Source organism: Streptomyces sp. NPDC001594 (assembly GCF_042893675.1).
Taxonomy (GTDB): Bacteria; Actinomycetota; Actinomycetes; order Streptomycetales; family Streptomycetaceae; genus Streptomyces.
In genome coordinates, this window is the sequence record NZ_JBIAVB010000006.1 from 216,027 (window position 1) to 241,346 (window position 25,320).

The 25,320-nt window shown below is 72.7% G+C and carries 22 protein-coding genes and 1 tRNA gene; 3 read left to right on the forward strand and 20 right to left on the reverse strand.

What is annotated here, in order from left to right; all coding sequences use genetic code 11:
• Positions 1-4: 4 nt before the first annotated feature.
• From ACFY0O_RS14855 to ACFY0O_RS14885, 7 genes are all read right to left on the reverse strand, one after another.
• The gene (locus tag ACFY0O_RS14855) at positions 5-238 is read right to left on the reverse strand and encodes a hypothetical protein (protein ID WP_007264019.1); all 234 of its coding nucleotides are present in this window, start codon (positions 236-238) and stop codon (positions 5-7) included.
• Between the two features lie 143 nt (positions 239-381).
• Positions 382-454 (reverse strand) — tRNA-Ala (locus tag ACFY0O_RS14860).
• Positions 455-567: 113 nt separating this feature from the next.
• Positions 568-1,248, reverse strand: a complete 681-nt coding sequence (locus ACFY0O_RS14865) for a histidine phosphatase family protein (RefSeq protein WP_358893049.1) — start codon at positions 1,246-1,248, stop codon at positions 568-570.
• Positions 1,245-1,691: a ribosome silencing factor gene (gene rsfS, locus ACFY0O_RS14870; RefSeq protein ID WP_358892948.1), complete on the reverse strand. Its 447-nt coding sequence runs from the start codon at positions 1,689-1,691 to the stop codon at positions 1,245-1,247. The genes ACFY0O_RS14865 and rsfS overlap by 4 nt, the downstream gene beginning before the upstream one ends.
• 66 nt (positions 1,692-1,757) lie before the next feature.
• Positions 1,758-3,356 (reverse strand): LCP family protein, encoded by a 1,599-nt coding sequence (locus tag ACFY0O_RS14875; RefSeq protein WP_388947013.1) that lies wholly within the window; start codon positions 3,354-3,356, stop codon positions 1,758-1,760.
• 26 nt (positions 3,357-3,382) lie between these two features.
• Complete coding sequence (gene nadD / locus ACFY0O_RS14880; RefSeq protein ID WP_079426883.1) at positions 3,383-4,000, reverse strand: nicotinate-nucleotide adenylyltransferase; 618 nt, start codon at positions 3,998-4,000, stop codon at positions 3,383-3,385.
• 59 nt (positions 4,001-4,059) lie between these two features.
• Positions 4,060-4,227, reverse strand: coding sequence for a hypothetical protein (locus ACFY0O_RS14885; protein WP_358892946.1), 168 nt, complete (start codon positions 4,225-4,227; stop codon positions 4,060-4,062).
• A gap of 151 nt (positions 4,228-4,378) precedes the next feature.
• On the opposite strand from ACFY0O_RS14885, the gene ACFY0O_RS14890 reads away from it, so the two are divergent.
• Complete coding sequence (locus ACFY0O_RS14890) at positions 4,379-5,437, forward strand: M48 family metallopeptidase (protein ID WP_388947015.1); 1,059 nt, start codon at positions 4,379-4,381, stop codon at positions 5,435-5,437.
• On the opposite strand, the gene ACFY0O_RS14895 is transcribed toward ACFY0O_RS14890, so the two are convergent.
• The 7 genes from ACFY0O_RS14895 to ACFY0O_RS14925 form a co-directional block, all read right to left on the reverse strand.
• Positions 5,421-6,692, reverse strand: coding sequence for a hypothetical protein (locus ACFY0O_RS14895; RefSeq protein WP_388947017.1), 1,272 nt, complete (start codon positions 6,690-6,692; stop codon positions 5,421-5,423). The genes ACFY0O_RS14890 and ACFY0O_RS14895 overlap by 17 nt on opposite strands.
• 67 nt (positions 6,693-6,759) lie before the next feature.
• A complete protein-coding gene (locus ACFY0O_RS14900) occupies positions 6,760-7,293 on the reverse strand; it encodes a hypothetical protein (protein WP_388947019.1) in 534 nt (177 codons plus the stop codon).
• A 77-nt stretch (positions 7,294-7,370) separates the two neighbouring features.
• Complete coding sequence (locus ACFY0O_RS14905; RefSeq protein WP_388947020.1) at positions 7,371-8,654, reverse strand: glutamate-5-semialdehyde dehydrogenase; 1,284 nt, start codon at positions 8,652-8,654, stop codon at positions 7,371-7,373.
• Between the two features lie 594 nt (positions 8,655-9,248).
• On the reverse strand, positions 9,249-9,656 hold the full coding sequence (locus ACFY0O_RS14910; protein ID WP_388947270.1) for a hypothetical protein: 408 nt from the start codon (positions 9,654-9,656) through the stop codon (positions 9,249-9,251).
• A gap of 81 nt (positions 9,657-9,737) precedes the next feature.
• Positions 9,738-10,865, reverse strand: a complete 1,128-nt coding sequence (proB, locus tag ACFY0O_RS14915; protein WP_388947022.1) for a glutamate 5-kinase — start codon at positions 10,863-10,865, stop codon at positions 9,738-9,740.
• 83 nt (positions 10,866-10,948) lie between these two features.
• Positions 10,949-11,395: a GtrA family protein gene (locus tag ACFY0O_RS14920; RefSeq protein ID WP_358892940.1), complete on the reverse strand. Its 447-nt coding sequence runs from the start codon at positions 11,393-11,395 to the stop codon at positions 10,949-10,951.
• Complete coding sequence (locus ACFY0O_RS14925; protein ID WP_388947024.1) at positions 11,392-12,369, reverse strand: glycosyltransferase family 2 protein; 978 nt, start codon at positions 12,367-12,369, stop codon at positions 11,392-11,394. The genes ACFY0O_RS14920 and ACFY0O_RS14925 overlap by 4 nt, the downstream gene beginning before the upstream one ends.
• 159 nt (positions 12,370-12,528) lie before the next feature.
• On the opposite strand from ACFY0O_RS14925, the gene ACFY0O_RS14930 reads away from it, so the two are divergent.
• Together ACFY0O_RS14930 and ACFY0O_RS14935 are read left to right on the forward strand one after the other, a co-directional pair.
• Positions 12,529-15,399 (forward strand): CDP-glycerol glycerophosphotransferase family protein, encoded by a 2,871-nt coding sequence (locus tag ACFY0O_RS14930; RefSeq protein ID WP_388947025.1) that lies wholly within the window; start codon positions 12,529-12,531, stop codon positions 15,397-15,399.
• The gene (locus tag ACFY0O_RS14935) at positions 15,396-16,544 is read left to right on the forward strand and encodes a glycosyltransferase (protein WP_388947027.1); all 1,149 of its coding nucleotides are present in this window, start codon (positions 15,396-15,398) and stop codon (positions 16,542-16,544) included. Before ACFY0O_RS14930 ends, ACFY0O_RS14935 begins: the two co-directional genes overlap by 4 nt.
• 74 nt (positions 16,545-16,618) lie before the next feature.
• Here ACFY0O_RS14935 and galE read toward each other — a convergent pair whose 3' ends face one another.
• From galE to ACFY0O_RS14965, 6 genes are all read right to left on the reverse strand, one after another.
• Positions 16,619-17,632 (reverse strand): UDP-glucose 4-epimerase GalE, encoded by a 1,014-nt coding sequence (galE, locus tag ACFY0O_RS14940; protein ID WP_388947029.1) that lies wholly within the window; start codon positions 17,630-17,632, stop codon positions 16,619-16,621.
• Between the two features lie 2 nt (positions 17,633-17,634).
• The gene (locus ACFY0O_RS14945; protein WP_388947031.1) at positions 17,635-19,281 is read right to left on the reverse strand and encodes a glycosyltransferase family 2 protein; all 1,647 of its coding nucleotides are present in this window, start codon (positions 19,279-19,281) and stop codon (positions 17,635-17,637) included.
• Between the two features lie 54 nt (positions 19,282-19,335).
• Positions 19,336-20,781 carry a GTPase ObgE gene (gene obgE, locus ACFY0O_RS14950; RefSeq protein ID WP_358892934.1) on the reverse strand — a complete coding sequence of 482 codons (1,446 nt, stop codon included), beginning with the start codon at positions 20,779-20,781 and terminating at the stop codon, positions 19,336-19,338.
• Between the two features lie 170 nt (positions 20,782-20,951).
• Positions 20,952-21,206, reverse strand: coding sequence for a 50S ribosomal protein L27 (gene rpmA / locus ACFY0O_RS14955; RefSeq protein WP_007264038.1), 255 nt, complete (start codon positions 21,204-21,206; stop codon positions 20,952-20,954).
• A 13-nt stretch (positions 21,207-21,219) separates the two neighbouring features.
• Positions 21,220-21,540, reverse strand: coding sequence for a 50S ribosomal protein L21 (gene rplU, locus ACFY0O_RS14960; RefSeq protein ID WP_015033583.1), 321 nt, complete (start codon positions 21,538-21,540; stop codon positions 21,220-21,222).
• Between the two features lie 280 nt (positions 21,541-21,820).
• A partial coding sequence (locus tag ACFY0O_RS14965) for a ribonuclease E/G (RefSeq protein WP_388947034.1) occupies positions 21,821-25,320 on the reverse strand: 3,500 nt, incomplete at its 5' end.

The window sequence follows — 25,320 nt, forward strand, 5'->3', positions numbered from 1 at the left end:
CGGGTCATGCCCGGGCGAACTGGTAGAAGCGCTTGAGCGTGCAGTGCTCGTCGAGCAGCCGGCCGTAGATCGGCTCGCCCTCCAGCTCCCGGTACGTCTCGATGGGGTCGCCCTTTATGATCAGCGCCCGCGCGCATTCCTCGCACCAGTACTGGTAGTCGGGATTGACGGGCTCCATGTCCCGAACGATCGGCGTGCCGTTGTTGCACCAGTCGCAGCGCCGCCGGTGTGCACCCATCCGTCAGCGACTCCCTCCCGCGTCGGACCGTCGTGTCCCCCTCCGGCCGTCCGATTCTGCCACGCCGGTCCCGGCGGGGTCAGCAAGCACAGGAGGGACAAACGCAAGGATCCCGCCCCCTGTTGGGGACGGGATCCTGATTGTGGAGCTAAGGAGAATTGAACTCCTGACCTCCTGCATGCCATGCAGGCGCTCTACCAACTGAGCTATAGCCCCGCTCTCCGCGGCGTTCCCCCCGTTTCCGGTGTTCTTCGCTGCGAACAAGAAGAACTCTAGCCTGTGACCAGCCGGAAAGTGAAATCCGGGTCGGAGCGGCCCCGCGGAGGGGCTCAGTCGTCGTCGCCGAGCACCGGCTCCGGCAGGGTGCCGGCGTTGTGCTCGAGCAGCCGCCAGCCCCGCGCGCCCTCGCCGAGGACGGACCAGCAGCAGTTGGAGAGCCCGCCCAGGCTCTCCCAGTCGCGCGCCTCCAGCCGCAGCAGGCGGCCGATGGTCGTACGGATGGTGCCGCCGTGGCTGACGACGACCAGCGTCCCGCCCGGGGGCAGCCGGTCCGCGTGGTCGAGCACCACCGGGGCGGCCCGGTCGGCCACCTCGGTCTCCAGCTCGCCCCCGCCGCGCCGCACGGGCTCGCCGCGCTTCCACGCCGCGTACTGCTCGCCGTACTTCGCGACGATCTCCTCGTGCGTCAGGCCCTGCCACTCACCGGCGTACGTCTCGCGCAGCGCCTCGGTGTGCGCCACGGGCAGGCGCGTGATGGCGGCCAGCTCGGCGGCCGTGGCCGCGGCACGCTTCAGGTCGGAGGCCACGATGGCGTCCGGACCCAGCGAGGCGAGCAGCCGGGCGGCGCGGCGCGCCTGCGCCAGCCCCGTCTCGGTCAGCTCGATGTCGGTGGAACCCTGGAAGCGGCGCTCCAGGTTCCAGGAGGTCTGGCCGTGCCGCCAGAGGACGATCTTCCTGCCGGTGCGGGCGGAGCCGCCACCGGAATTCGCCGTACCGGTGGCCCCGCTCAGAACAGATCACCGTCCAGGTCTTCGTCGCCCTGTGCCTCGCGCAGCTTGGCGTGCTCCTCGGCCTTGCCGATGGTGAGCTTGGCGTCCTCGGGGAGTTCGATCTCGGGGCAGTCCTTCCACAGGCGCTCCAGCGCGTAGAAGACGCGCTCCTCGCTGTGCTGGACGTGGACCACGATGTCGACGTAGTCGAGCAGGATCCAGCGGGCGTCGCGGTCGCCCTCACGGCGCACCGGCTTGGCGCCGAGCTCCTTGAGGAGCCGCTCCTCGATCTCGTCCACGATCGACTTGACCTGGCGGTCGTTGGGCGCGGAGGCGAGCAGGAAGGCGTCGGTGATCGACAGCACGTCGCTGACGTCGTACGCGATGATGTCGTGCGCGAGCCGGTCGGCCGCCGCCTGGGCGGCGGTGGTGATGAGCTCGATGGAGCGGTCCGTGGCGGTCACTGGCCATGCTTTCGGGTTGGCGGGCAGATCCCTACAAGGGTCTCATGTACTGCAGGCCCCGCCCCGTCAGGACGGTTTCCAGTCCTTGCCCAGGGTCACCACGACGTCCGCGTTCACCACGCTCTCCGCCTTCTTCACGGCCGTCTCCGCCAGCCCCAGCGTCTTGGCGACCTCGACCGCGCGGGCCCGCTGGCCCTCGTCCTGGTACGTGACCTGCGAGGTGGCCGCCGGCCGGTCGGCCCTGCCCCCGTCCACGAGGGCGTAGCCGCCGTTGAGCAGCGCGGCCTTCGCCGCGACCTGCGCCTTCTCGTCGCCGGTGGCGTCCTTGAGGCCCACCCGCGGGGCCGCGCCGGGCTGGGCGGCGGCGACGGATCCGCCGAGGAGCTCCTTGACCACCTTCTTGGAGGCCTCGTCGGTGAGACCGCCGTCGGGCTTCACCGAGAGCACCTCGGTGCGGTACGCGGCCGTCTTGGCGTGCTCGCCGATCCGCGCCAGGAGGCCGCCGAGGTTCTGCGCGTCGAGCCCCGGGTCCAGGATCTGGCCCATGCTCTCGACGGTCGTCGCGGCCGCCTTCGGGTCGGAGGGGATCTTGCGCAGGACGGCGTACAGGACCCGGCCGGTGCGCTCCAGCTGCTTGGCCTCCGGTTCGCCCGGGGCGCGGTAGGTGGCGTAGGCGACGGCCATGGCGCCGGTCAGGCTCTGCCGGGGGCCCTGCCCGACGGCCGGGGTCTTGGCCCGGTCGTCGGAGGGCACGGCGGTGTCGGTGTCGGTCTCGATGCCGCCGACCAGCTCGACCAGGCGCTCCAGGAAGGGGGTGTCCAGGCGCCACGTGCCGCCGATGCGGGTGCCGAGGGCGGTGTCGAGGGCCTCGCGGGTGCCGATGCCGCCGTCCTCGACCGACTGGCCGAGGGTGGTGCCGGTGCCGTCGTCCTTGGTGACGGCGAGGGTGTTGGGCAGCAGGACGGTGGCGCCCTGCCGCGCGGTGACGTTGTCCACGAGGAGGGCGGTGGAGCTGCCGCCGCGCTTGGTGTTGCGCAGGTGGACGACGATCATGTCGCGCTTCTGGGCGCCGACCGCGGTCGCGGGGCCCTTGGTCCGGCCGGGGCCGTCGAGGAAGGGCAGCTCGTCCGCGTACCAGAGCCAGCCGAGGCCGCCGACGAGGAGCAGGGACAGGGCGACGGCCAGGGCGACCACCCGGTGGCGGCCGCGGCGGCGGGCCTCCTCGCGGCGCTCGGTGCGGCTCTCGGTGAAGGCGAGCCAGTCGATGACGTCCTCGGAGTCCTCGTCCGGCTGGTCGATGAAGGCGAACTGCTCGGTGCGGTAGCCGGCGGGCTCCCGCCCGGCCGGCTCCGCCGGGTCCGCCGGTTCCGGCCGGCGCGGCTCGGGGACGGGGACCGGGGCGGGGGCGGAGGGCTGGGCGGGGGCCTGGGGGGCGGCGGCCTGCGGGGGGATCCACTGCGGGGGCTGCTGGTGGGTGTCGTACCCGTAGGAGGGGGCCTGGGGGGCGTACCCCTGCGCCTGCTGCCCGTAGTCGTACTGCTGCTCGTACGGGGGCTCGTACTGCTGCGCGGGCACCTGGCCGTACAGCGGCCGGCCGTACGGGTCGTAGCCGATGAGCTGCTGCTGGGCGGCGTACGGGTCGTACGGATCCTGTGGGTCGTTCACCGCGGGCCTCTCGTCGTTCCGGAAGCTCAGGCTCCCCGGTACAGCTCACGCTTGTCGATGTAACGCACGACGCCGTCCGGGACCAGGTACCAGACGGGGTCGCCCTCGGCGACGCGGGCGCGGCAGTCGGTGGAGGAGATCGCCAGGGCGGGCACCTCCACGAGCGAGACGCCGCCCTCGGGCAGGCCGTCGTCGGTCAGGACGTGGCCGGGCCGGGTCACCCCGATGAAGTGGGCGAGGGAGAAGAGCTCGTCGGCGTTGCGCCAGGTGAGGATCTGCGCGAGGGCGTCGGCGCCGGTGATGAAGAAGAGGTCGGCGTCCTCGTTGAGCGCGCTCAGGTCGCGCAGGGTGTCGATCGTGTACGTCGGCCCGCCGCGGTCGATGTCGATGCGGCTCACCGAGAACTGCGGGTTCGAGGCCGTCGCGATGACCGTCATCAGGTAGCGGTCCTCGGCGGGCGACACGGCCCGCTGGGACTTCTGCCACGGTTCACCCGTGGGGACGAACACCACCTCGTCGAGGTGGAAAAGGGCGGCGACCTCGCTGGCGGCCACCAGGTGTCCGTGATGGATCGGGTCGAACGTCCCGCCCATCACGCCGAGCCGGCGCTTGACCGGGCCCGTAGGCACTTCCTGCTCTCCCATGAGCGCAGAGCCTACTGGCCCGGTGCCGCGCGCGCGGAGGCCCGGTCCGGACGAAGGGTTCAGCGGTCGCGGTTCAGACGCGTGGTCACCCAGAGCAGCAGCAGGAGGACGAAGAGCGCACCGCCACCGGTCAGGTAGGGGCTCAGGCTCTCGTGGTTGCCACCGTGCTGCTCGGTGCCCTCCGAGGCGAGGAGGACGAGGTTGTTGGCGGTGGTGGAGAGGCTCATCAGGCAGGTACCTATCGAGTCGGGGAGCGAGCGGAGACTTCCCTCACATCGTATGCGGGGGCCCGGGGCACGCTCACGCCGACTCATGCGTTGGAGAGGATGGACAGAGGATGGACGCAGTGCAGCACAGGCCGATCCAGGGGGAAGCGCCATGACCGACAGCGGATTCGAGAAGACACCGGCACGCGACCGCCGGAGGTTCCCGGGCATCTCCTCGCGGGCCTACGAGCACCCGGCGGACCGCTCGGCGCTGGTCGCCCTGCGTAAGCTGACCGGTTTCGACACGGTCTTCAAGGCCCTCAGCGGGCTGCTTCCGGAGCGCAGTCTGCGGCTGCTGTTCCTGTCGGACTCGGTGCGGGTGGGCGAGACCCAGTTCCCCCATCTGTACGAGATGCTGCGCGACGCCTGCTCCATCCTGGACCTGGAGAAGGTCCCGCAGATGTACGTACAGCAGGACCCGAAGCCGAACGCCATGTGCATCGGGCTGGACGAGCCGATCATCGTGGTGACGACGGCGCTGGTGGAGCTGCTGGACGAGGAGGAGATGCGGGCGGTCGTGGGCCACGAGGTGGGCCACGCGCTGTCGGGGCACTCCGTGTACCGCACGGTGCTGCTGTTCCTGACGGGCCTGGCGCTGAAGGTGGCGTGGATCCCGCTGGGCAATGTGGCGATCATGGCGATCGTCACCGCGCTGCGGGAGTGGTTCCGCAAGTCCGAGCTGTCGGCGGACCGGGCGGGGCTGCTGGTGGGGCAGGACGTGAACGCGTCGATGCGCGGGCTGATGAAGATCGCCGGCGGCAACCACCTGCACGAGATGAACGTGGACGCCTTCCTGGCCCAGGCCGACGAGTACGAGGCGGCCGGGGACCTGCGCGACTCGGTCCTGAAGATCCTCAACGTGCTGCCGCGCACCCACCCCTTCACCACGGTGCGCGCCGCCGAGCTGCGCAAGTGGTCCAAGAGCCGGGACTACCAGCGGATCGTGGACGGGCACTACCCGCGGCGGGACGAGGACAAGGACACCTCGGTGGCCGACTCCTTCCGCCAGTCCGCCTCGCACTACGCGGACTCGGTGCGCACGAGCAGGGATCCGCTGATGAAGCTGGTCGGCGACATAGCCGGCGGCGCGGGCGACCTGGGCGGGAAGCTGCGCGACCGGTTCGGCGGCGCTGCCGGCGGCGAGCAGAAGCCGCCTACCGGAGAGGGCTGACGGAGGCCGGCGGGGGCGGCGCCTGGGGCAGGGCCACGGGCGGTCCCGCCGCGGCCGGGCCCGGCTGCGGCCCGGCCGGGGACGGCGCGGACCGCGACGGTTGCGAGGGTTGCGCGGGCTGGGCCGACGGGTCCGGTGGGGCCGCCGCCGGGTCCATCACCCCGCAGAGTCCGGCCGTGCGCCGGGGGTGGCCGCTGGCGTACGGGTCGCTGGCCGGCGGGCCCACGGTGGTGGGGCCGGCTCCGGCCGGCAGCGGGCGGAAGCTCCCGGCCGGGTCCGCGGCGCAGTCCTGGGGTCCGGCCATCGTGTAGGAGGAGGCCACCTCCGCCCGCCGGCTGGTGAGGTCCTCGTGGTCGAAGCGCAGCCGCAGCTCCCGGCGGACCGTGAACAGCGAGGCCGTGTCGGCTCCGGCCGGCGGCCCGGAGGCTCCCCGTACGGCGTACACGAAGGTGTGGTCGGTGGTGACGACGAGCACCTCCGGGCTGACCTCCTCGAAGGCGAGGGTGCCGCTGACCCGGACGCGGGAGTCGGCCAGGGCCGCGGTGTGCGGGTCGAAGCGGACCAGCCAGCCGGTGGCGGCGTGCCGGCCGTCCCCGGAGGGCGAGGCCATGCTCTCGTCGAACTGGGCGAGTTGTCCGGGGTCCAGCAGCACGCGCACGGGCCGGGAGGCGCTGCCGGAGAGCACGTCGGGGTCGAGGGAGGACTGCACCAGGTAGTCCTTGGCGATCGACAGCGCGGCGAGGACCTGGCTCTCGGTGAAGTGGTGGGTGCGGCGTACGGCGGGCAGGGTGATGCCGGCCGCCCCGGTCCGGTAGTCCGCCGCGGGGCTGTGGGCGTACAGGTCGGCCGGTGTGCCGCCGGGTACGGCGGCCGATGGCGCCAGGGGCACGACGGTGCTGCTGAGCGGCTCGGCGTTGCCGCCGGCCGGGGGCACGTACGGGTTGCGCACGCCCAGGTAGACGGCGACCGCGAAGGCCGAGGCGATGAGCAGGACCAGCAGCATGCCCTGGCGTGCGCCACGGCCCGGGGTGCCGGTGCCCCGGCCCGCGGAGCCGCCGGAGGACCAGATCGAGCGGCTGCGGACGGCCCGGGCGTGCTCGCCCATGCGTTCCTCGGCGGAGAACTCCTGGAGCCTGGCGGCACGGACGAAGTCCTCGTCGAACACCACCGACCGGTACTCGTCCGGGCGCAGTTCGTCGTCACCCCCGCCGATTCCCTCGGGGGTGCCGTTGGGTGGATCTCCTGGTACGGCCATCGCTTCTCCCCGCTGTCCCCGCTTCAGAGAAGCCCCCAGCTCCTGACGGGAGAGCGGGGTCGTACCTTCAGGGTTGGCGGACGACGGGGTACGTAAACGCGCCGACGCCGGCGACTTCCCCGAGCGGGGTACTGGCGGGCGCGGGGGCGGGGTCCGCCTCGCCCGCGGCGCTGCGGTAGACGGCGCTGAAGGCCAGGGCGACCATGCCGAGCCCCATGACGACGGCGAGCACCCAGGCGACCGGTCTCAGCCAGCCGGCCCGGCCGCGGTAGGGGCGCAGGCTGCCGCCGTAGGCCCCGTACGGTCCCTCGGCGTAGCCGTGGGGCCCGGCTCCCCAGGCGGGGTCGTCGAGCGGGTACCCGTCCGGGTGGCCGTAGTCGTCCTCGCCCGCCCAGCCTCCGGCGACGCGGGCGGCCTCCGCCTCGGCGCGGGCCAGGTCGGCGGCGCGCTGGCGTTCGGCCGCGCTCGGTTCAAGTATCTCGGCGCTCCGGACGAAGGCCTCGTCGAACACCACGGAGGCGAAGTCCTGATCCGCGCCTCCGCGGTCGTCGTCGGGCTCCCCGTCGTCCGGGAACGGCTTGCCCCCCACGTCGTCCGGCACGGGAACAGCGTAGACCTGGGGGGCCGCTTTGGGCAGGGTGAAAGCCGGAATCCGGCCACACCGGGTTCGGGTGGCGGTTACCGGATGTGACCGTCGCCGGTGACGATGTACTTGGTGGAGGTGAGCTCGGGCAGGCCCATCGGGCCCCGGGCGTGCAGCTTCTGGGTGGAGATGCCGATCTCGGCACCGAACCCGAACTGGCCACCGTCGGTGAACCGGGTGGAGGCGTTCACGGCGACCGTGGTCGAGTCGACCAGCTGGGTGAAGCGGCGGGCGGCGGCCTGCGAGGTGGTGACGATCGCCTCGGTGTGGCCGGAGGTCCAGCGGCGGATGTGGGCGACGGCGTCGTCGAGGGAGTCCACGACGGCGGCGGCGATGTCGTAGGACAGGTACTCGGCGGCCCAGTCCTCGTCGGTGGCGGGCAGGGCGGTGACCTTGCTGTCCTCGGCGGCGGCCAGGACCCGGGCGTCGCCGTGGACGGTCACGCCGGCGTCGGCGAGGGCGTCGAGGGCGCGGGGCAGGAAGGCGTCGGCGATGTCGCGGTGGACGAGGAGGGTCTCGGCGGCGTTGCAGACGGAGGGCCGCTGGGCCTTGGAGTTGACGAGGATGTCCACGGCCATGTCGAGGTCGGCCTGGGCGTCGACGTAGACGTGGCAGTTGCCGGTACCGGTCTCGATGACCGGGACGGTGGACTCCTCGACGACGGTCTTGATGAGGGAGGCGCCGCCGCGCGGGATGAGCACGTCGACGAGGCCGCGGGCGCGCATCAGCTCGCGGACGGAGTCGCGGGACTCGCCGGGGACGAGCTGGATCGCGTCGGCGGGCAGGCCCGCGCCGGCGATCGCGTCGCGCAGGATGGCGACGAGGGCGGTGTTGGAGGCGTAGGCGGAGGAGCTGCCGCGCAGGAGGACGGCGTTGCCGGACTTCAGGCAGAGCGCGGCGGCGTCGACGGTGACGTTGGGGCGGGCCTCGTAGATGATGCCGACCACGCCCAGGGGGACGCGGATCTGGCGGAGGTCGATGCCGTTGGGGAGGGTCGAGCCGCGGACGACCTCGCCGACGGGATCCGGGAGGGCCACGACGTCGCGCACGTCGGAGGCGATGGCGGCGACCCGCTCCGGGGTGAGGGTGAGCCGGTCGACGACGGTCTCGCTGGTGCCGGCGGCGCGGGCCTTCTCGATGTCCTGGGCGTTGGCGGCGACGATCTCGTCGGTACGGGCCGTCAGGGCGTCCGCGATGGCCAGCAGGGCCGCGTCCTTGGCGGACCGCGGGAGTGGGGCGAGGGCCGCGGCGGCCGTGCGGGCCGCTGCCGCGGTGGCGAGGACGGGGGAGGTCGCGGGGGCGTCGTCGAGCGAGGTCATGCCGCCAAGGTTAGTCCCCGCTCCCCGGCCGTCCCACGGGGTTCCACCCCGCGAGACGGTCCCATCGGCGGGTGCCGGCTCCCGTGCCGGGGCGGCGGCCGCGAACACCCCGCTGCGCGGAGCCGTCTCCCCGCCCCGCCCTTCCCCCGTTCCCGCCTCAGTCGCCGGCGCGGCTGAAAGACTCTGGGGCTCCGCCCCAGACCCCGCGCCTCACCGGGCGCGGAGCGCACGGTGTCGGGGGCCGGGGCTAAGCCCCGGGATCCTTCAGCCCCGGCGGCGATTGAGGCGCGGGTCCGAGGGCCCGGGGAACGGGCGAAGGGCGGGTAGGGGACATCGCCCCGCGCAGCGGCCCACCGCCGCAGCCGGCATCAGGCCCCGGCCACAGCGGCACCAGCCCGCACACCACGACCGCCCCAGCCGCTGGCGCGCCGGCCCCGGCCACAGCGGCACCAGCCTGCACACCGCGACGACCCGCACCCGGCACCCGACGCCCGCCGGGGCCCCCGGGTCCGCCCCGCCGTCGGCGGTCGGAGGCCGCCGCAGCGGCGCGAAGCCGGGGAGGCGCCCCGGCGCCGAGCCGCGCAAGCGGCGCGTTTAGTAAGGGTGCACGCCCACCGGGTGGGCCGGGGGTGGCCCGTAGCCCTCGGCGACGCGTTGGTGGTAGGTCGTGCGGTCGATGACCTCCAGCCCGACGATCTCCCACGGAGGCAGCCGCGCCGTCGACCGGTGCTCGCCCCACAGCCGCAGGGCGACGGCCGCGGCGTCGTGGAGGTCGCGGGCCTCCTCCCAGTACCGGATCTCCGCGTGGTCGTCGGCATACCGGCTGGTCAGCAGGAAGGGGTGGTCGTGCGCGAGCTGCTCCAGCCCGCGCCGCACCTCCGCCAGCGGCGCCGGTCTGCCCGAGACGCTCAGCGTCACGTGCCAGAGGCGGGACACCGGGCCCTGTTCCTCCCCGCCGGCGCCGTCCCCGGTACCGACGCTGGTCAGCGCTCGTCTCACCAGCCGCCTCCTGTCTGCGCTACGCGTGTCCGCCCCTCACAGTTGACCAGTCCCCGGCCCGCCGCGCGGTGGTTTTCCCGAACCTCAGCCCTGCAGCAGGACCAGATCGTCCCGGTGCACGACCTCCCGCTCGTACGCGGGTCCGAGCTCCCGCGCAAGCTCGCGGGTGGAGCGTCCGAGGAGCCGCGGGAGTTCCTTGGCGTCGAAGTTGACCAGGCCCCGGGCCACCGCGACCCCTTCGGCGGAGCGCAGCTCGACGGGGTCGCCCGCGACGAAGTCGCCCTCGACGGCGGCGATGCCCGCCGGCAGCAGGGAGCTGCCGCGCTGGGTGACGGCGCGGACGGCGCCCTGGTCGAGGACGAGGTGCCCCTGCGGGGTGGAGGCGTGCTGCAGCCACAGCAGCCGGTCGGCGGAGCGGCGTCCGGTGGGGTGGAACAGGGTGCCGGTCTCCCGGCCGGCGAGGGCGTCGGCGGCCCTGCTGGCGGAGGTGAGGACGACGGGGACGCCGGCGGCCGCCGCGATCCGCGCGGCCTCGACCTTGGTGACCATGCCGCCGGTGCCGACGCCCGCCTTCCCGGCGCTGCCGATGGAGACGTGGGCGATGTCCTGGGGGCCCCGCACCTCGCCGATGCGGGTGGTGCCGGGCAGGGAGGGGTCGCCGTCGTAGAGGCCGTCGACATCGGAGAGGAGGACGAGGAGGTCGGCGCGGACCAGGTGGGCGACGAGGGCGGCCAGCCGGTCGTTGTCGCCGAAGCGGATCTCGTCCGTCGCGACGGTGTCGTTCTCGTTGACGACGGGGAGGGCGCCCATGGCCAGGAGCTGGTCCAGGGTGTTGAAGGCGTTGCGGTAGTGCGCGCGCCGGCTGGTGTCGTCGGTGGTGAGCAGCACCTGGCCGACGCGGACGCCGTAGCGGGCGAAGGAGGCGGTGTAGCGGGCGACGAGCAGGCCCTGTCCGACGCTGGCGGCGGCCTGCTGGCGGGCCAGGTCCTTGGGGCGGCGGGCCAGGCCGAGCGGGGAGAGGCCGGCGGCGATGGCTCCGGAGGAGACCAGGACGATCTCCTTCTCGCCGCCGCTGCGGGCCTTGGCCAGGACGTCGACCAGCGCGTCCACCCGGTCGGCGTCGAGGCCGCCCGCCGCAGTGGTGAGGGAGGAGGAGCCGACCTTGACCACGATCCTGCGGGCGTCCACGACACCCTGCCTAGCCGCTGACACGTCTTTTCCCCTCGCACACGCACGAAACCGACCAACCAACCGGCTCAATCTACGGGGTCCCGCGCCCGCTCCGCCCCCCGGTTTCAGCCCCTGGACGCCGAGCCCGCCGCGGCCCGCTCCGGTTCGGGGGCCGGGTCCGGGCCCGTCCCCGGGATGAGGATCTTGCGGGAGAGGACGAAGGTGAACGGGATGGCCAGCACGGCGGCGACCAGCGGGGCGATCCGGGTGTCCATGCCGGCCCAGCTCACCAGGGCGTAGAGGCCCGCGGACTGGATCACGTAGTTGGTGACGTTCGTCAGCGGGAAGAGCAGGAACTTCTTCCAGGTGGGCCGGGTGCGGTAGGTGAAGTACGTGTTCATGAAGAACGAGCCGACCATCGCCAGCAGGAAGGCGACGGTGTAGGCGGCGAAGTACGGCAGCCAGGGGTGGAGCAGCAGGTAGATGACGTAGAACGTGCCGGTGTTGACCCCGCCGACCAGGGCGAAGCGGAATATCTGGCCGAGCTGCTCACGGCGGGTGGGGGCGCTCATCGGCCGCTGCCTTCCGCGACGACCGGTTCCACGGGCGCGGGGGCCACGGGCGCGCCGTGGGCCTCCTTGACCAGGAAGTGCGGGCGCCGCTTGGTCTCGTAGTAGATGCGGCCGATGTACTCGCCGATCAGCCCCAGCATGATCATCTGCATGCCGCCGATGCCGGCGATCATCGCGATGATGGTGACGTAACCGGGCGAGTCGATGCCGTTGGTGATCGCCGTCACCGTGATCCACAGCGCGTACAGGCCGGTCAGCGCGACGAGCGAGACCCCGAGCCAGATGCCGATGCGCAGCGGGCGGTTGTTGAAGGAGATCAGCCCGTCCATGCCGTAGTTCAGCAGGGAGGCGAACTTCCACTTGGTCTCGCCGGCCTCGCGCTGGGCGTTCTGGTAGTCGAAGTGGACGGTGTCGAAGCCGATCCAGGAGAAGAGGCCCTTGGAGAAGCGGTTGTACTCGGGGAGCGCGAGCAGGGCGTCCACGGCGGGCCGGGACAGCAGCCGGAAGTCGCCGACCCCGTCGGTGAGCTCCACGTCGACCCAGTTGTTCACGCCCCGGTAGTAGAGGCGGCTCAGGGCCGAGCGGAGCTTCTTGTCGCCTTCGCGGGTGCGCCGTGCGATGACCTGGTCGTGGCCCTGGCGGTAGTGCTCCAGCATGGTGGCGATGAGCTCCGGCGGGTGCTGGAGGTCCGCGTCCATGATCACCACCGCGTCGCCGGTGGCCTCGCGCAGGCCGGCGAGCATGCCCGCCTCCTTGCCGAAGTTCCGGCTGAAGGAGACGTAGCGGGTGCGGTCCCCGTGCTCGGCGGCGATGCTCCGGAGCTTGCCGAGGGTGCCGTCGCGGCTGCCGTCGTCGACGTAGCAGACCTCGTACTCGACGGGCAGGCCGTCCAGGACCTTGCGGATCTCCTCGTCGAAGCGGTCGATGACGGCCTCTTCGTTGTAACAGGGGACAACTACCGACAGCTTGGTCATGGGCACTTCCTGCTGGGGTCCGAACGGGTGATTGTCGGCAACCGGACCCGCGTCTCAACTCTTCCTTAGAAGTATGCACGGCGAACGTCGCCCTGCCCGAGTCGTGCGCGGTACACGGTAGCTTTGACGGGATAAGCGGAATGGAACGAAGGGATCGAGGTGCACGTGCCTGACGTCTCCGTGGTCGTCATCGTCTACAACGACGCAGAGCGTCTGCCGACAGCCGTCCGGTCGGTTTTGGACCAGACCCTGCGCGGGGTCGAAGTCGTCATCGTCGACGACTGCAGCAAGGACCGGTCCTACGAGGTCGCGCAGGAGCTCGAAGCGGCGAACCCGGGGCGGGTCCGCGCCTTCCGGCTGCCCGAGAACAGCGGCGGCTGCGGCGCGCCCCGCAACCACGGCATCAAGCAGGCCACCGGCACCTACGTCATGTTCCTGGACAGCGACGACGTCCTGGAGCGCAACGCCTGCCGCAACATGCTGGCCGCCGCCGAGCGCACCGGCTCCGACCTGGTCTCGGGCATGTGCGTGCGCGTGCACCTCGACAACCGCTGGGGCAAGACCACCGAGTGGTACCCGTGGATCTACGCCCGCACCCGCACGCTGGAGTCGATCACCGAGTACCCGGACCTGCTGGTCTACGACACCCTCTCCACGAACAAGTGCTACCGGCGCTCGTTCCTGCTGGAGCAGGGCCTGGAGTTCCCGGTCGGCATCCACTACGAGGACCTGCTGTTCTCGGCCCAGGCCTACGTCGCCGCCCGCCGCATCACCCTGATCCCCAACCACGTCTACTACTGGAACGTGGTCGAGAAGGCCGCCGCCAAGTCGATCAGCAACCGGCGCCACGAGATCGCGAACTTCGTCCACCGGATGGAGATCCACCGCCGGGTCGACGAGCTGCTGGCCGCCAAGGGCCACACCGCCATCAAGACCGCCAAGGACGCCAAGTTCCTCAAGCACGACCTGGTGCTGCACCTGCGCGACCTGCCGCTGCTGGGCGACGCGTACCGCCAGGAGTTCGCCCGGCTCGCCAACGGCTACCTGGCCGGCATCGACCCGGCCGCCTACGAGAACGTCACCTACCTCCAGGCCATCTGCGCCTACCTGCTCGGCAAGGAGGACTGGAAGAACCTCCTCGCCGCCGCCGACGCGATGACCAACAAGGGCCGGCTCTCCTCCCCGCTGGCCGAGCGCGACGGGCGCGTCTACTGGTGTGCCGAGCATCTCGACGACGCCGAGGGCCGCCGGATACTGGACGTCACCGGCCAGGGCTTCCACACCGCGCCGCTGTCCTCCCTGGCCCTGGGCAACCGGCTGACCTCGTACGAGGACGACGGGCGCGGCAAGGTCACCCTCTCCGGCGCCGTCGTGAACCCGCTCGGCCGGATCGCGCGGGACACCGAGCTGTCGGCCACCCTGGAGTTCCGGGCCCGGCGGCAGATCGGCGTGCGCTCCTTCAGCTTCCCCGTGGCAACCGTGCGCCACGCCGGTGACACGATCGAGTGGAGCGGCACCGCCGACGTCGGCGGCACCGTCCGCCCGCTCGGCATCATCGACGCCGTCTGGGACGTGCGCCTGAAGCTGACGGCCGGCAAGGACCGGATGACCACCCGCGTCTCGGTCGGCGGGGTCGACCTGGAGTCCGCCGCCCGGCTGCGGGTGCGCCCGCGGCTGACCCGGCTGGTCTCCGACCGCTTCGAGCCGGAGATGACCAAGAAGGGCAACCTCTCCTACGTCCTGACCGCCGAGGGCCCCGCCGCCGTCCGCACCCAGTCGCTGATCAGCAGCGCCATGCACGGCAAGGCCGCCGGCGTGGTCAAGCGCGGCCTGCGCCGGGCCCTGAGGGCGCGCCGCAACATCGGCTCGGGCGAGCAGAAGGTGAAGGTCTACCACGAGGTCTTCTCGAAGCTGCCGGTCAAGAAGGGCACGGTCGTCTTCGAGAGCCACATGGGCAAGCAGTACAGCGACAGCCCGAAGGCCATCTACGAGGAGCTGGTCCGCCAGAAGGCCCCCTTCCAGGCGATCTGGTCCTACGCGGGCGCCAAGCCCACCGGCTTCCCCCCGGAGGCCACCCTGGTCAAGCGCTGGAGCTGGCCGTACCTGCGGGCGCTGGCGCAGGCCGAGTACTGGGTCGACAACCAGGGCTTCCCGCTGGCGCTGTCCAAGCGCCCGGGGACCACGTACATCCAGACCTGGCACGGCTCCGCCCTCAAGCGGATGGGCTTCCACGAGCCCCGCACCAAGGCGCAGGGCAAGCCCGCGCAGGACCGCTTCCAGGCGGCCGTCGACCGCTTCGACCACTTCCTGGTCCGCTCCGAGCACGACGTCCGCACCCTCGCCAAGGGCTTCCGGCTCCGTGACGAGGTGCTGCTGCGCACCGGCTACCCGCGCAACGACGCCCTGGTCGAGGCGCACGCGGCCGAGGTGGACAGCGGTGAGAGGGTGCGCGGGCCGCTCGCCGCCGAGCTGGGCATCGACCCGGCCCAGCGGGTGCTGCTGTACGCGCCGACCTTCCGGGCCAACGCCGACGGCGCGGTGGAGGGTTTCTCCTTCCCCTTCGACGTCGAGGAGTTCGCGGACCGGCTGGGCGACCGGGTCACGCTGCTGGTGCGCACGCACTACCTCAACAGCGTCTCCCTGCCGCCGTCGGTCGCGGGCCGGGTGATCGACGTCTCCCGCCACCACGACATCACCCCGCTGCTGGCGCTCGCCGACGGGCTGATCACCGACTACTCGTCCGTGATGTTCGACTACGCGGTGCTGGACCGGCCGATGATCTTCTTCGCGTACGACTACGAGAAGTACGCGACGGACATCCGCGGCACCTACTTCGACCTGCTGGACAAGGCCCCGGGCCCCGTGGTGGCCACGGCGGAGGAGCTGATGCAGGCCGTCGCCGCCTTCGACGAGGCCGACGCCAAGTACGCCGAGGCCCGCCGGCGGTTCCTCGCCGAGTTCGGCGAGTACGACCGCGGGGACGCCGCCCGTCAGATCGTCGAGAAGTTCTTCACCAGGAGCGGCAAGTGAGCCGGGACATCTTCATCGTCTCCAACAGCGTGGACGAGCTCGGCGGTGTGACCACCTGGTCCCACCAGATGGCCCGGCTGTTCACCGACCGGGGCCACCGCGTGCACATCGTGGGCATCGCCCCCGTCGCCGAGGAGATCCGGCAGAAGCTGCCCGCGGACCTCCCGTACGGGATGACCACCCTGTACGAGACCCACCCGCCCAAGGCCCGCCGGCTGCGCGGCGTCAAGGGCCGCCTCAACGCCCCCGAGCGGCGCCGCCAGGCGGCCCGGCGGGCGGCCATGCGGGACAAGGCCGAGCGGCTGAGCGAGATGTTCCGGGCCGCCGCCCCGGGCGCCGTGGTGATCGTCACCCAGGTCTGGGCCATGGAGTGGGTGGCCCTCGCCGACACCAAGGGGCTCTCCGTCGTCGGGATGAGCCACGAGTCCTTCGAGGCCAGCCAGAAGTCCACCCGCGGCGACCGGGTCCGCCGCTGGTACCCGGAGGTCGACCGGCTGCTCGTCCTCACCCCGGAGGACGCGGACCTGTGGATCCGGTCCGGCATGGAGAACGTCGACAGCATGCCGAACCCGCTGCCGTTCATGCCGGACTCCCCCGCCCCGCGCACCGCGAAGGTCGTCGCGAGCGTCGGCCGCCTCGCGTTCGAGAAGGGCGTGGACCTGCTGCTCGACGCCTGGGCGGACGCCGTCCCGCGCCACCCGGACTGGACGCTGCGGATCTACGGGGCCGGCGTCGAGGAGCCCACCCTGCGGGCGCACTGCACCTCGCTCGGGCTGGACGACTCCGTGGAGTGGATGGGCAGCACCGACGACGTGCTGGGCGCGCTGAGCGGGGCCTCCGTCTTCGCCCAGGCCTCCCGGGCCGAGGGCTTCCCGATCACCCTGCTGGAGGCGATGGCGGCGGGCCTGCCCGTGGCCGCGTTCGACTGCGCGCCGGGCGTGCGGGAGATCGTGCGGCACGGGGAGGACGGGCTGCTGGCCCGCCTCGGCAACACGATGGAGCTCGCCGGACACCTCGACCTCCTGATGTCGGACCCCGCCACCCGCGACCGGCTCGGCGACGGGGCCTTCCGCAGCGTGCGCCGCTACTCCAGCACGGAGATCACCGACCGGTGGGAGGAGCTCTTCGCCTTCCTGGAGCGCTGAGCCCTACCCCGCCCACGGGAAAGCCGCCCGCCCCGGACCGGGGCGGGCGGCTTTCCCGTGGGCGCGCGCGGGCGTCAGACCGTGTGGGCGTCCTTGCGGGGGTCGTGGCGCGCCGTGCGGTTGGCCTCCCAGCCCGCCCAGGCCGAGCTGATCATCTCGCGGACGTCGTGCCGCGCCTTCCAGCCGAGCTCCGCGGCGATCCGGTCGGCCGAGGCCACGACCTTCGCCGGGTCTCCCGGACGGCGCGGGGTGACGACCGGCGCGTAGGTGTGCCCGGTGCCCTCGTTCAGCAGCTCGACCATCTCCTTGACGGAGACGCCCTCACCGCGCCCGATGTTGACGGTGAGGTCCTTGTACTCGCCCGCCGCACCCCATTCGGCGAGCCTGCGCGCGGCCACCACGTGGGCGTCCGCCAGGTCCTCGACGTGGATGTAGTCGCGGATGCAGGTGCCGTCCGGGGTCGGGTAGTCGTCGCCGAAGATCCGGGCGCCCTCGCCGGCGTCGTAGCGCTCGAAGACCATCGGGACCAGGTTGAAGACCCCGGTGTCCGCGAGCTCGGGGGCGGCGGCGCCCGCCACGTTGAAGTAGCGCAGGCAGGCGGTGGAGATGCCGTGGGCCCGGCCGGCGGCGCGGACCAGCCACTCGCCGGCCAGCTTGGTCTCGCCGTACGGGCTCAGCGGCTTGCAGGGGGTCTCCTCGGTCACCGAGTCCACGTCGGGCATGCCGTACACGGAGGCGGAGGAGGAGAAGAGGAAGTTCCGGATGCCGGCGGCGGCCACGGCCCCGAGGAGGACCTGCAGGCCCTCCACGTTCTCGTGGTAGTAGTACAGCGGCTTCTCGACGGACTCGCCGACCTGCTTCTTGCCCGCCAGGTGCACCACGCCGGTGATCTTGTGTTCGGCGATGGCCTGGTCCAGGGCGAGGCGGTCCAGCACCGAGGCGGTCACCAGCGGCACGCCCTCCGGTACGCGGTCCTCCCGGCCGGTGGAGAGGTCGTCGAAGACCACGACCCGCTGGCCCGCGAGCAGCATCGCGCGGACGACGTGCGCGCCGATGTATCCGGCGCCACCGGTGATCAGAAACGTCATGCCTATTCTCCCGAGCTCTGGCGTGACCTGCGCGTGCGGGCGCGGTCGAGGCGGTTGCGTACGAAGGTCAGCGCGCCCCCGGCTCCGGGGGCGAGGCGCAGCGCGAGCGCGCCGGAGGCCGTGCGGTAGGGCTGCGCCAGCAGAACACCGTACCGGCTGCTGGGCAGGGCCCGGCGGCGGAGCAGTCCGCCCAGGGGGCGCAGGGAGGTGACCGGGGAGCTCCCGTCGCCGCAGTCCACTCCGGCCCGGACGTCCCATGCCTGCATGCCGCGCAGCCCCCGGCGGCGGCCCTCGGCGGCGAGCGCGGCGAGCCGGAACGGGACCTCCGCGGTCCAGCCGTCCCCGTCGGAGGCGGGCCGCAGCTCCACCGGGCACACCTGGACGGGGTCGCCGCCGGTGCGGGGCAGGAAGCTCAGCCGCACCGCATGCGGGCGGGCCTCGGCGAGCCGGCCGTACAGCTCGCGGACCCGCACCTGGACGGCCGCGCCCCCGGCGGGCCGCGCGTCGACGGTCAGGGGCAGCTCCGCGGCGGGCAGGGCGTCGAGCCCGTCCAGCGGGACCGGCAGCTCCTCGCTCCACACCGGCTCCCCGGCGGCGCCCGTCGCGTAGGGGGGCAGCAGCCGGGCGGGCTCGGCGGCCAGGCCCGTCATCAGCCGCTCGACGTCGGCGGGCGGCGCTTCGGCCGCCAGCAGCACGCGGGCGGTCCAGCGGGCGCGGGCGGGGGCGGCGTCGAGGTCGGCGGCGTCGAAGCCGGCCAGGTAGTCGCGGGTCAGGGTCCACCAGGCGGCCCGGTAGCCGGGGTCCTGGCCGAGTTCGCGCAGGTACATGCGCAGGTCGTAGTCGAGGAACTTCACCTGGCAGGCGTGGCCGAGCTCCGGCGAGGCGGCGGCGAGGGTGCGCGAGGCGGTGCGGTGGGCCTCGACGCGGGAGGCCCAGTTGCCGATGTCCTTGCGGTCCAGGGAGATGGACACCTGGGCGGCGCTGCGGCGCACGTGCCACACGTAGACGAGGTCGCCGACGACCGCGATGCGGGGGGCGGCGGCCAGGACGCGGGAGGTGAAGACGAAGTCCTCGTAGACGAACCGGCCGTCGGGGAAGCGGATCCCGTGCTCCTCCAGGAAGGAACGGTCGTACAGCTTGTTGACGCAGAGGGTGTCGCGGACCAGCTCGGGCCGGTCGGCGGGCCGCTCGACGACCTCGCCCGGCGTGTACAGCCCGGGCATCCACGGCACGTCGCGGCCCTCGGGCAGCTCGCGCCGGACGCACGCCCCGACCGTGACCGGGGCGCGGTGCTCCTCGGCCGCCCGCACCAGCGCGTCGGCCGCGCCGGGCGGCAGGACGTCGTCGCTGTCGAGGAAGAGGACGAACCGGGAGGTGGCGGCGGCGATCCCGTCGTTGCGCGGGGTGCCGCAGCCGCCGCTGTTCGCCGCGCGGTGGACGACCTTCAGGCGCGGGTGGACCTCGGCCAGCTCGTCCAGGACCCGCGCGGTCGCGTCCGAGGAGGCGTCGTCGACCGCGATGACCTCGGCGACCACCGGGCCCTGGGCGAGGGCCGAGGAGACGGCCTCGCCCACGAGCCCGGCGTCGTTGTACGCGATCACGACCACGGACACCGAGGGGGTGTCACTGCTGGAATTGCTGCTGCTCACCCGCAGGATCCTAGGCGAACGGCGTAAAGCGGGCTTCAAGTCCGCCGGCGGGTACTAGAACGGGCGGAACTCGTCGTACTCCTGCTGGGCGCTGTCGCCGCGCCGGGCTTCCTTCTCCTTGCGGCGCTGGGTGGCCGGACGCGGGGCCTCCATGCGGTGGTCCTCGCCACGGCGGCCCAGCATCTCGGCGCCGGCCATCATGGTGGGCTCCCAGTCGAAGACGACCGCGTTCTCCTCGGAGCCGATCGCGACGCCGTCGCCCGCCTTCGCACCGGCCTTCCTCAGCGCGTCCTCGACGCCGAGGCGGTTGAGCCGGTCGGCGAGGTAGCCGACGGCCTCGTCGTTGTTGAAGTCGGTCTGGCGGACCCAGCGCTCCGGCTTCTCGCCGCGCACGCGGTACACGTCCTCGACCTCGTCGAAGACGACGGTGAAGCCGGCGTCGTCCACGGCCTTCGGGCGGATGACGATACGGGTCGCCTCCTGCTTGGGCGTGCGGGCGCGCGCCTTGGCGACGACCTCGGCGAGGAAGTAGGAGAGCTCCTTGAGGCCGGTGCGGGCGACCGCGGAGACCTCGAAGACCTTGTAACCGCGGGCCTCCAGGTCCGGGCGGACCATCTCGGCGAGGTCCTGGCCGTCGGGGATGTCGACCTTGTTCAGGACGACGAGGCGGGGGCGCTTCTCCAGGCCGCCGCCGTAGAGCTTGAGCTCCTCCTCGATGAGGTCGAGGTCGCCGACCGGGTCGCGGTCCGACTCCAGGGTGGCGGTGTCCAGGACGTGCACGAGGATCGAGCAGCGCTCGACGTGGCGCAGGAACTCCAGGCCGAGGCCCTTGCCCTGGCTGGCGCCCGGGATCAGGCCCGGGACGTCGGCGATGGTGTAGACGGTGGAGCCGGCGGTGACCACGCCCAGGTTCGGGACGAGGGTGGTGAAGGGGTAGTCCGCGATCTTCGGCTTGGCGGCGGAGAGCACCGAGATCAGCGAGGACTTGCCGGCGCTGGGGAAGCCGACGAGCGCCACGTCGGCGACGGTCTTCAGCTCCAGGACGATGTCCCCGCTGTCACCGGGGACGCCGAGGAGGGCGAAGCCGGGGGCCTTGCGGCGGGCGGAGGAGAGGGCGGCGTTGCCGAGGCCGCCGCGGCCGCCCTGGGCGGCCACGTACGAGGTGCCCTGGCCGACGAGGTCGGCGAGGACGTTGCCCTGCTTGTCGAGGACGACGGTGCCGTCCGGCACGGGCAGGATCAGGTCCTGGCCGTCCTTGCCGGAGCGGTTGCCGCCCTCGCCGGGCTTGCCGTTGGTGGCCTTGCGGTGCGGGCTGTGGTGGTAGTCCAGCAGGGTGGTGATCGCCTGCTCCACCACCAGGATGACGTCGCCGCCACGGCCGCCGTTGCCGCCGTCGGGCCCGCCCAGGGGCTTGAACTTCTCCCGGTGAACGGAGGCGCAGCCGTGGCCCCCGTTACCCGCGGCGACGTGCAGCTCGACGCGGTCCACGAAGGTGGTCATGGGTGTTCCTCCAGATACTTACGGGAATGTCCCGGACAGGCCTTGCTGTCCATTAAACGTGTCTGTATGACAACGCGCCGAGGGCGGACCTCTCTTCCCGGCCTGCGCCGGGAAGAGTTGAGATCCGCCCTCGGGGTGTTACGAACGCTTGTGATTCAGCAGGAGCTGGATCAGGCGGCCGGAACGATGTTGACGACCTTGCGGCCACGGTGCGTACCGAACTGCACCGCACCCGGCAGCAGCGCGAACAGCGTGTCGTCGCCACCGCGACCGACACCCGCACCCGGGTGGAAGTGGGTGCCGCGCTGGCGGACGAGGATCTCGCCGGCGGAAACGACCTGACCGCCGAAGCGCTTCACGCCGAGCCGCTGAGCATTGGAATCGCGCCCGTTCCGGGTGGACGATGCGCCCTTCTTGTGTGCCATGTCTCAGTCCCTCTTACTTCGCAGCCGCGGGGATACCGGTGACCTTGATCGCCGTGTACTGCTGACGGTGACCCTGGCGACGGCGGTAGCCGGTCTTGTTCTTGTAGCGCAGGATGTCGATCTTGGCGCCCTTGTGGTGGTCCACAACCTCGGCCGTGACCTTGATGCCGGCCAGGACCCACGGGTCGCTGGTCACGGCGTCGCCGTCGACAACGAGCAGGGTCGAGAGCTCGACCGTGTCGCCAACCTTGGCAGTGGAAATCTTGTCAACCTCAACGATGTCGCCGACAGCAACCTTGTGCTGGCGACCACCGCTGCGCACGATGGCGTACACGCGGATCTCTCTCTCACTCGGGGCGGATACTCCTGAAGCCAGCCGCTCACGCGGGCCGGGGCCCACGGTGATCCGGAATGGACGAGCGGCCTCTCCCGTGTCCCGTCCGCTTGCGCGGAGGTTGGGGGAGGAAGGTGCTCAGGAGCGCGGCGCGCGCTGCACGATAAACGTCCAGACACGCCGACGGTCTAGGTTACGGGGCCGGTCCGAGAGGGTCAAACCGGGCCCCGCGTGCCCGTGGGGCCCCACCTCTCGGCGGGGCCCCACGGAGCGGGGACGATCAGCCCTCGGCCGGGGCCGAGACGGACGGCGGGGTCTGCTGCTCCGCCGCCGCGGTCTTCTTCGTCGTCCGCTTCGCGGCGGTCTTCTTGACCGTCGTCGTCTTCTTCGCGGCCGTCTTCTTGGCGGCCGCCGCCTTCTTGGCCGGGGCCTTCTTCGCCGTGGCCGCCTTCTTGGCCGGAGCCTTGCGGGCGGTCTTCTTGGCCGGCGCCGGGGCCTCGGCCTCGGCGTCCGCCTCGACGACGGGCTCGACCTCGGCCTTGACCTCGGCCTCGGCCGGAGCGGCGGCCTCGGCCGCGGGGGCCTCGACCACCACGATGGCGGCCTCGGCCGCACCGGCCGGTGCGGTGGCCTTGCGGACGGCGCGGCGGCGCGGACGCGCCGGGGCGGCCTCCACGACCGGCTCGGGCACGACGACGGGCTCCGCGACGGCCTCCACGGCCGGCTCGGGCTCGGCGACCGGCTCGGCGACCGGCTCGGCGACCGGCTCGGCCTCGGCCTCGGCCTCCACGACCGGCTCGGGAGCCGGAGCGGTGGCCTTGCGGGTCGCCCGGCGACGGGTACGGCCCTTGGGCGCGGCCTCCTCGGCCACCGGGGCGGCCTCGACCGGAGTGGCCTCGACCGTCTCCACGGCCTCCACGGCCTCGGTGACGACCTCGGCGGCCGGCTCCAGCACGGTGTCGGCGGGCTCGGTCACCGGCTCGTCCATGACGACCGGGGTCACCGGCGCCGGGACGGCCTGCCGCTCGCCGCCGCGCGGGGCGCCCGCCGGAGCGGTCGCCTTACGGGTGGCACGGCGACGGTTGCGGCGCCCGCTGACGCCCGCCGCGGCCTCGGCCTCGGCCGGGCTGCTGTACAGCTCCTCGCCCGGCACGAACGCCGGCTCCGGCAGCGCCCGCGGCGCGGCGGCCTCGGCGGCCACCTCGGCCTCGGTCTCGGTCTCGAACACCTCGGCGTCGGCGGTCTCGGCCGCCTCCAGCTCGTGCTCGTGCTCGTGCTCCAGGGCACGGCCGCCACGGCGCTTGGCGCGCTTGCCGTTGCCGCCGCCGCCGGGCGCGGCCGGGGTGTCCATGTGGACGATGACACCGCGGCCGTTGCAGTGGACGCAGGTCTCGGAGAAGGACTCCAGCAGACCCTGGCCCACCCGCTTGCGGGTCATCTGGACCAGGCCCAGCGAGGTGACCTCGGCCACCTGGTGCTTCGTGCGGTCGCGGCCCAGGCACTCCAGCATGCGCCGCAGCACCAGGTCGCGGTTGGACTCCAGGACCATGTCGATGAAGTCGATGACCACGATGCCGCCGAGGTCGCGCAGCCGCAGCTGGCGCACGATCTCCTCGGCCGCCTCCAGGTTGTTCCGGGTGACGGTCTCTTCGAGGTTGCCGCCCTGACCGGTGAACTTGCCGGTGTTGACGTCGATGACGATCATCGCCTCGGTCTTGTCGATCACGAGGGAGCCGCCCGAGGGCAGCCACACCTTGCGGTCGAGCGCCTTGGCGAGCTGCTCGTCGATCCGGTAGGTCGCGAAGACGTCCACCTCGGAGGTCCAGCGGGACAGCCGGTCGGCCAGGTCCGGGGCCACGTGGGACACGTAGCCGTGGATGGTCTCCCACGCCTGGTCACCGCTGATGATGACCTTGGAGAAGTCCTCGTTGAAGATGTCGCGCACGACGCGGACGGTCATGTCCGGCTCGCCGTACAGCAGGCTCGGCGACGAGGTCGTGATCTGCTTCGACTTCTTCTGGATGTCCTCCCACTGCTGCTGCAGACGCTCGACGTCGCGGCGCAGCTCGTCCTCGCTCGCACCCTCGGCGGCGGTGCGCACGATGACGCCCGCGTCCTCGGGGACGATCTTCTTGAGGATGGTCTTCAGGCGCGCGCGCTCGGTGTCGGGCAGCTTGCGGCTGATGCCGGTCATCGAGCCCTCGGGCACGTAGACCAGGTAGCGGCCGGGCAGCGAGACCTGGCTGGTCAGGCGGGCGCCCTTGTGGCCGATCGGGTCCTTGGTGACCTGCACCAGGACCGACTGGCCGGACTTGAGGGCGGACTCGATGCGGCGCGGCCCGTTGGCCATGCCGAGCGCCTCGAAGTTGACCTCGCCGGCGTACAGGACGGCGTTGCGTCCCTTGCCGATGTCGATGAACGCGGCCTCCATCGACGGCAGCACGTTCTGGACCTTGCCCAGGTAGACGTTGCCGACGTACGAGGTGGCCTCTTCCTTGTTGACGTAGTGCTCGACGAGCACGTTGTCCTCGAGGACGCCGATCTGGGTGCGCTCGCCGGCCTGGCGGACGACCATCACGCGCTCGACGGCCTCACGGCGGGCCAGGAACTCGGCCTCGGTGATGATCGGCACGCGGCGGCGGCCCTGCTCGCGGCCCTCGCGGCGGCGCTGCTTCTTCGCCTCCAGGCGGGTCGATCCCTTGATGGACTGGACCTCGTCGGACGGCTCGGCCTTCTCGCGCGCCGGGCGCGGCTCGCGGACCTTGACGACGGTACGGACGCCGTCCTCCTCGCCCGCCTCGACCTCGGCGGCGTCACCGCTGCGGCGACGGCGTCGGCGACGACGGCGGCTGGAGGAGGAACCGAGGGCCTCATCGGCCTCCTCGTCCTCTTCGTGCGCGTCCTCCTCGTCGGCGGACTCGGCCTCCTCCTCGGCGCCCTCGTCGAGGTCGGCGGCCTCGCCGCGGCGACGGCGACGGCCACCGCGACGGCGGCGGCGCGAGGGGCGGTCGCCCGACTCGTCGGCCTCGTCCTCGTCGAGCTCGGCGGCCTCGGCCTCCGGCTCCTCCTCGGCCTCGGCGACGACGTCGGCCAGGGTCACGGGCTCGGCGGCACCGCCACGGCGGCGACGGCGGCGGCCGGCCGGCTGGGCGGCGGCGGGGGCCTGGACCTCGGCGACGGCCTCGGCCTCTTCCTCCTCGGTCTCCTCCTCCGCCTCGACGGCGGCGGCAGCGGCCGCGGCGGCGAGGGCGGCGGTCTCCGGGGTCTGGAACATCGGCTCGGCGAAGACCGGTGCCTGGAAGACGGCCACGGCCGGACGCGCGGCGCGGCGGGCGGCGCGGTTGGGGGCGGCGGGCGCCTCCGCCTCGGCGGCGGCCTCGGGCTGCGCGGGAGCGGCGGCCGGGGCGGCGGCGCGGGTGGCACGGCGGCGGCCGCGCTTCGGGGCGTCCACGGCGTCGGCGACGGTGACAGCGCGGGTGGCGGCCTTGGGCGCCTCCTCCACGACGGGGGTCTCCTCGGCGGCCTCCTCGACCACGGCCGGGGCGGCCTCGACGGGGGCCGGAGCCGTCACGGCGCGGGTGGCGCGACGGCGGGCACGCGGGGCGGGAGCGGCCGGAGCCTCCTCCGCCACGACCGGCTCGGGAGCGGCCACGGGCTCGGCCTCCACGACCGGCTCGGCGGCACCGGCCGGAGCCGTCACGGCGCGGGTGGCGCGACGGCGGGCACGCGGGGCGGGAGCGGCCGGAGCCTCCTCCGCCACGACCGGCTCGGGAGCGGCCA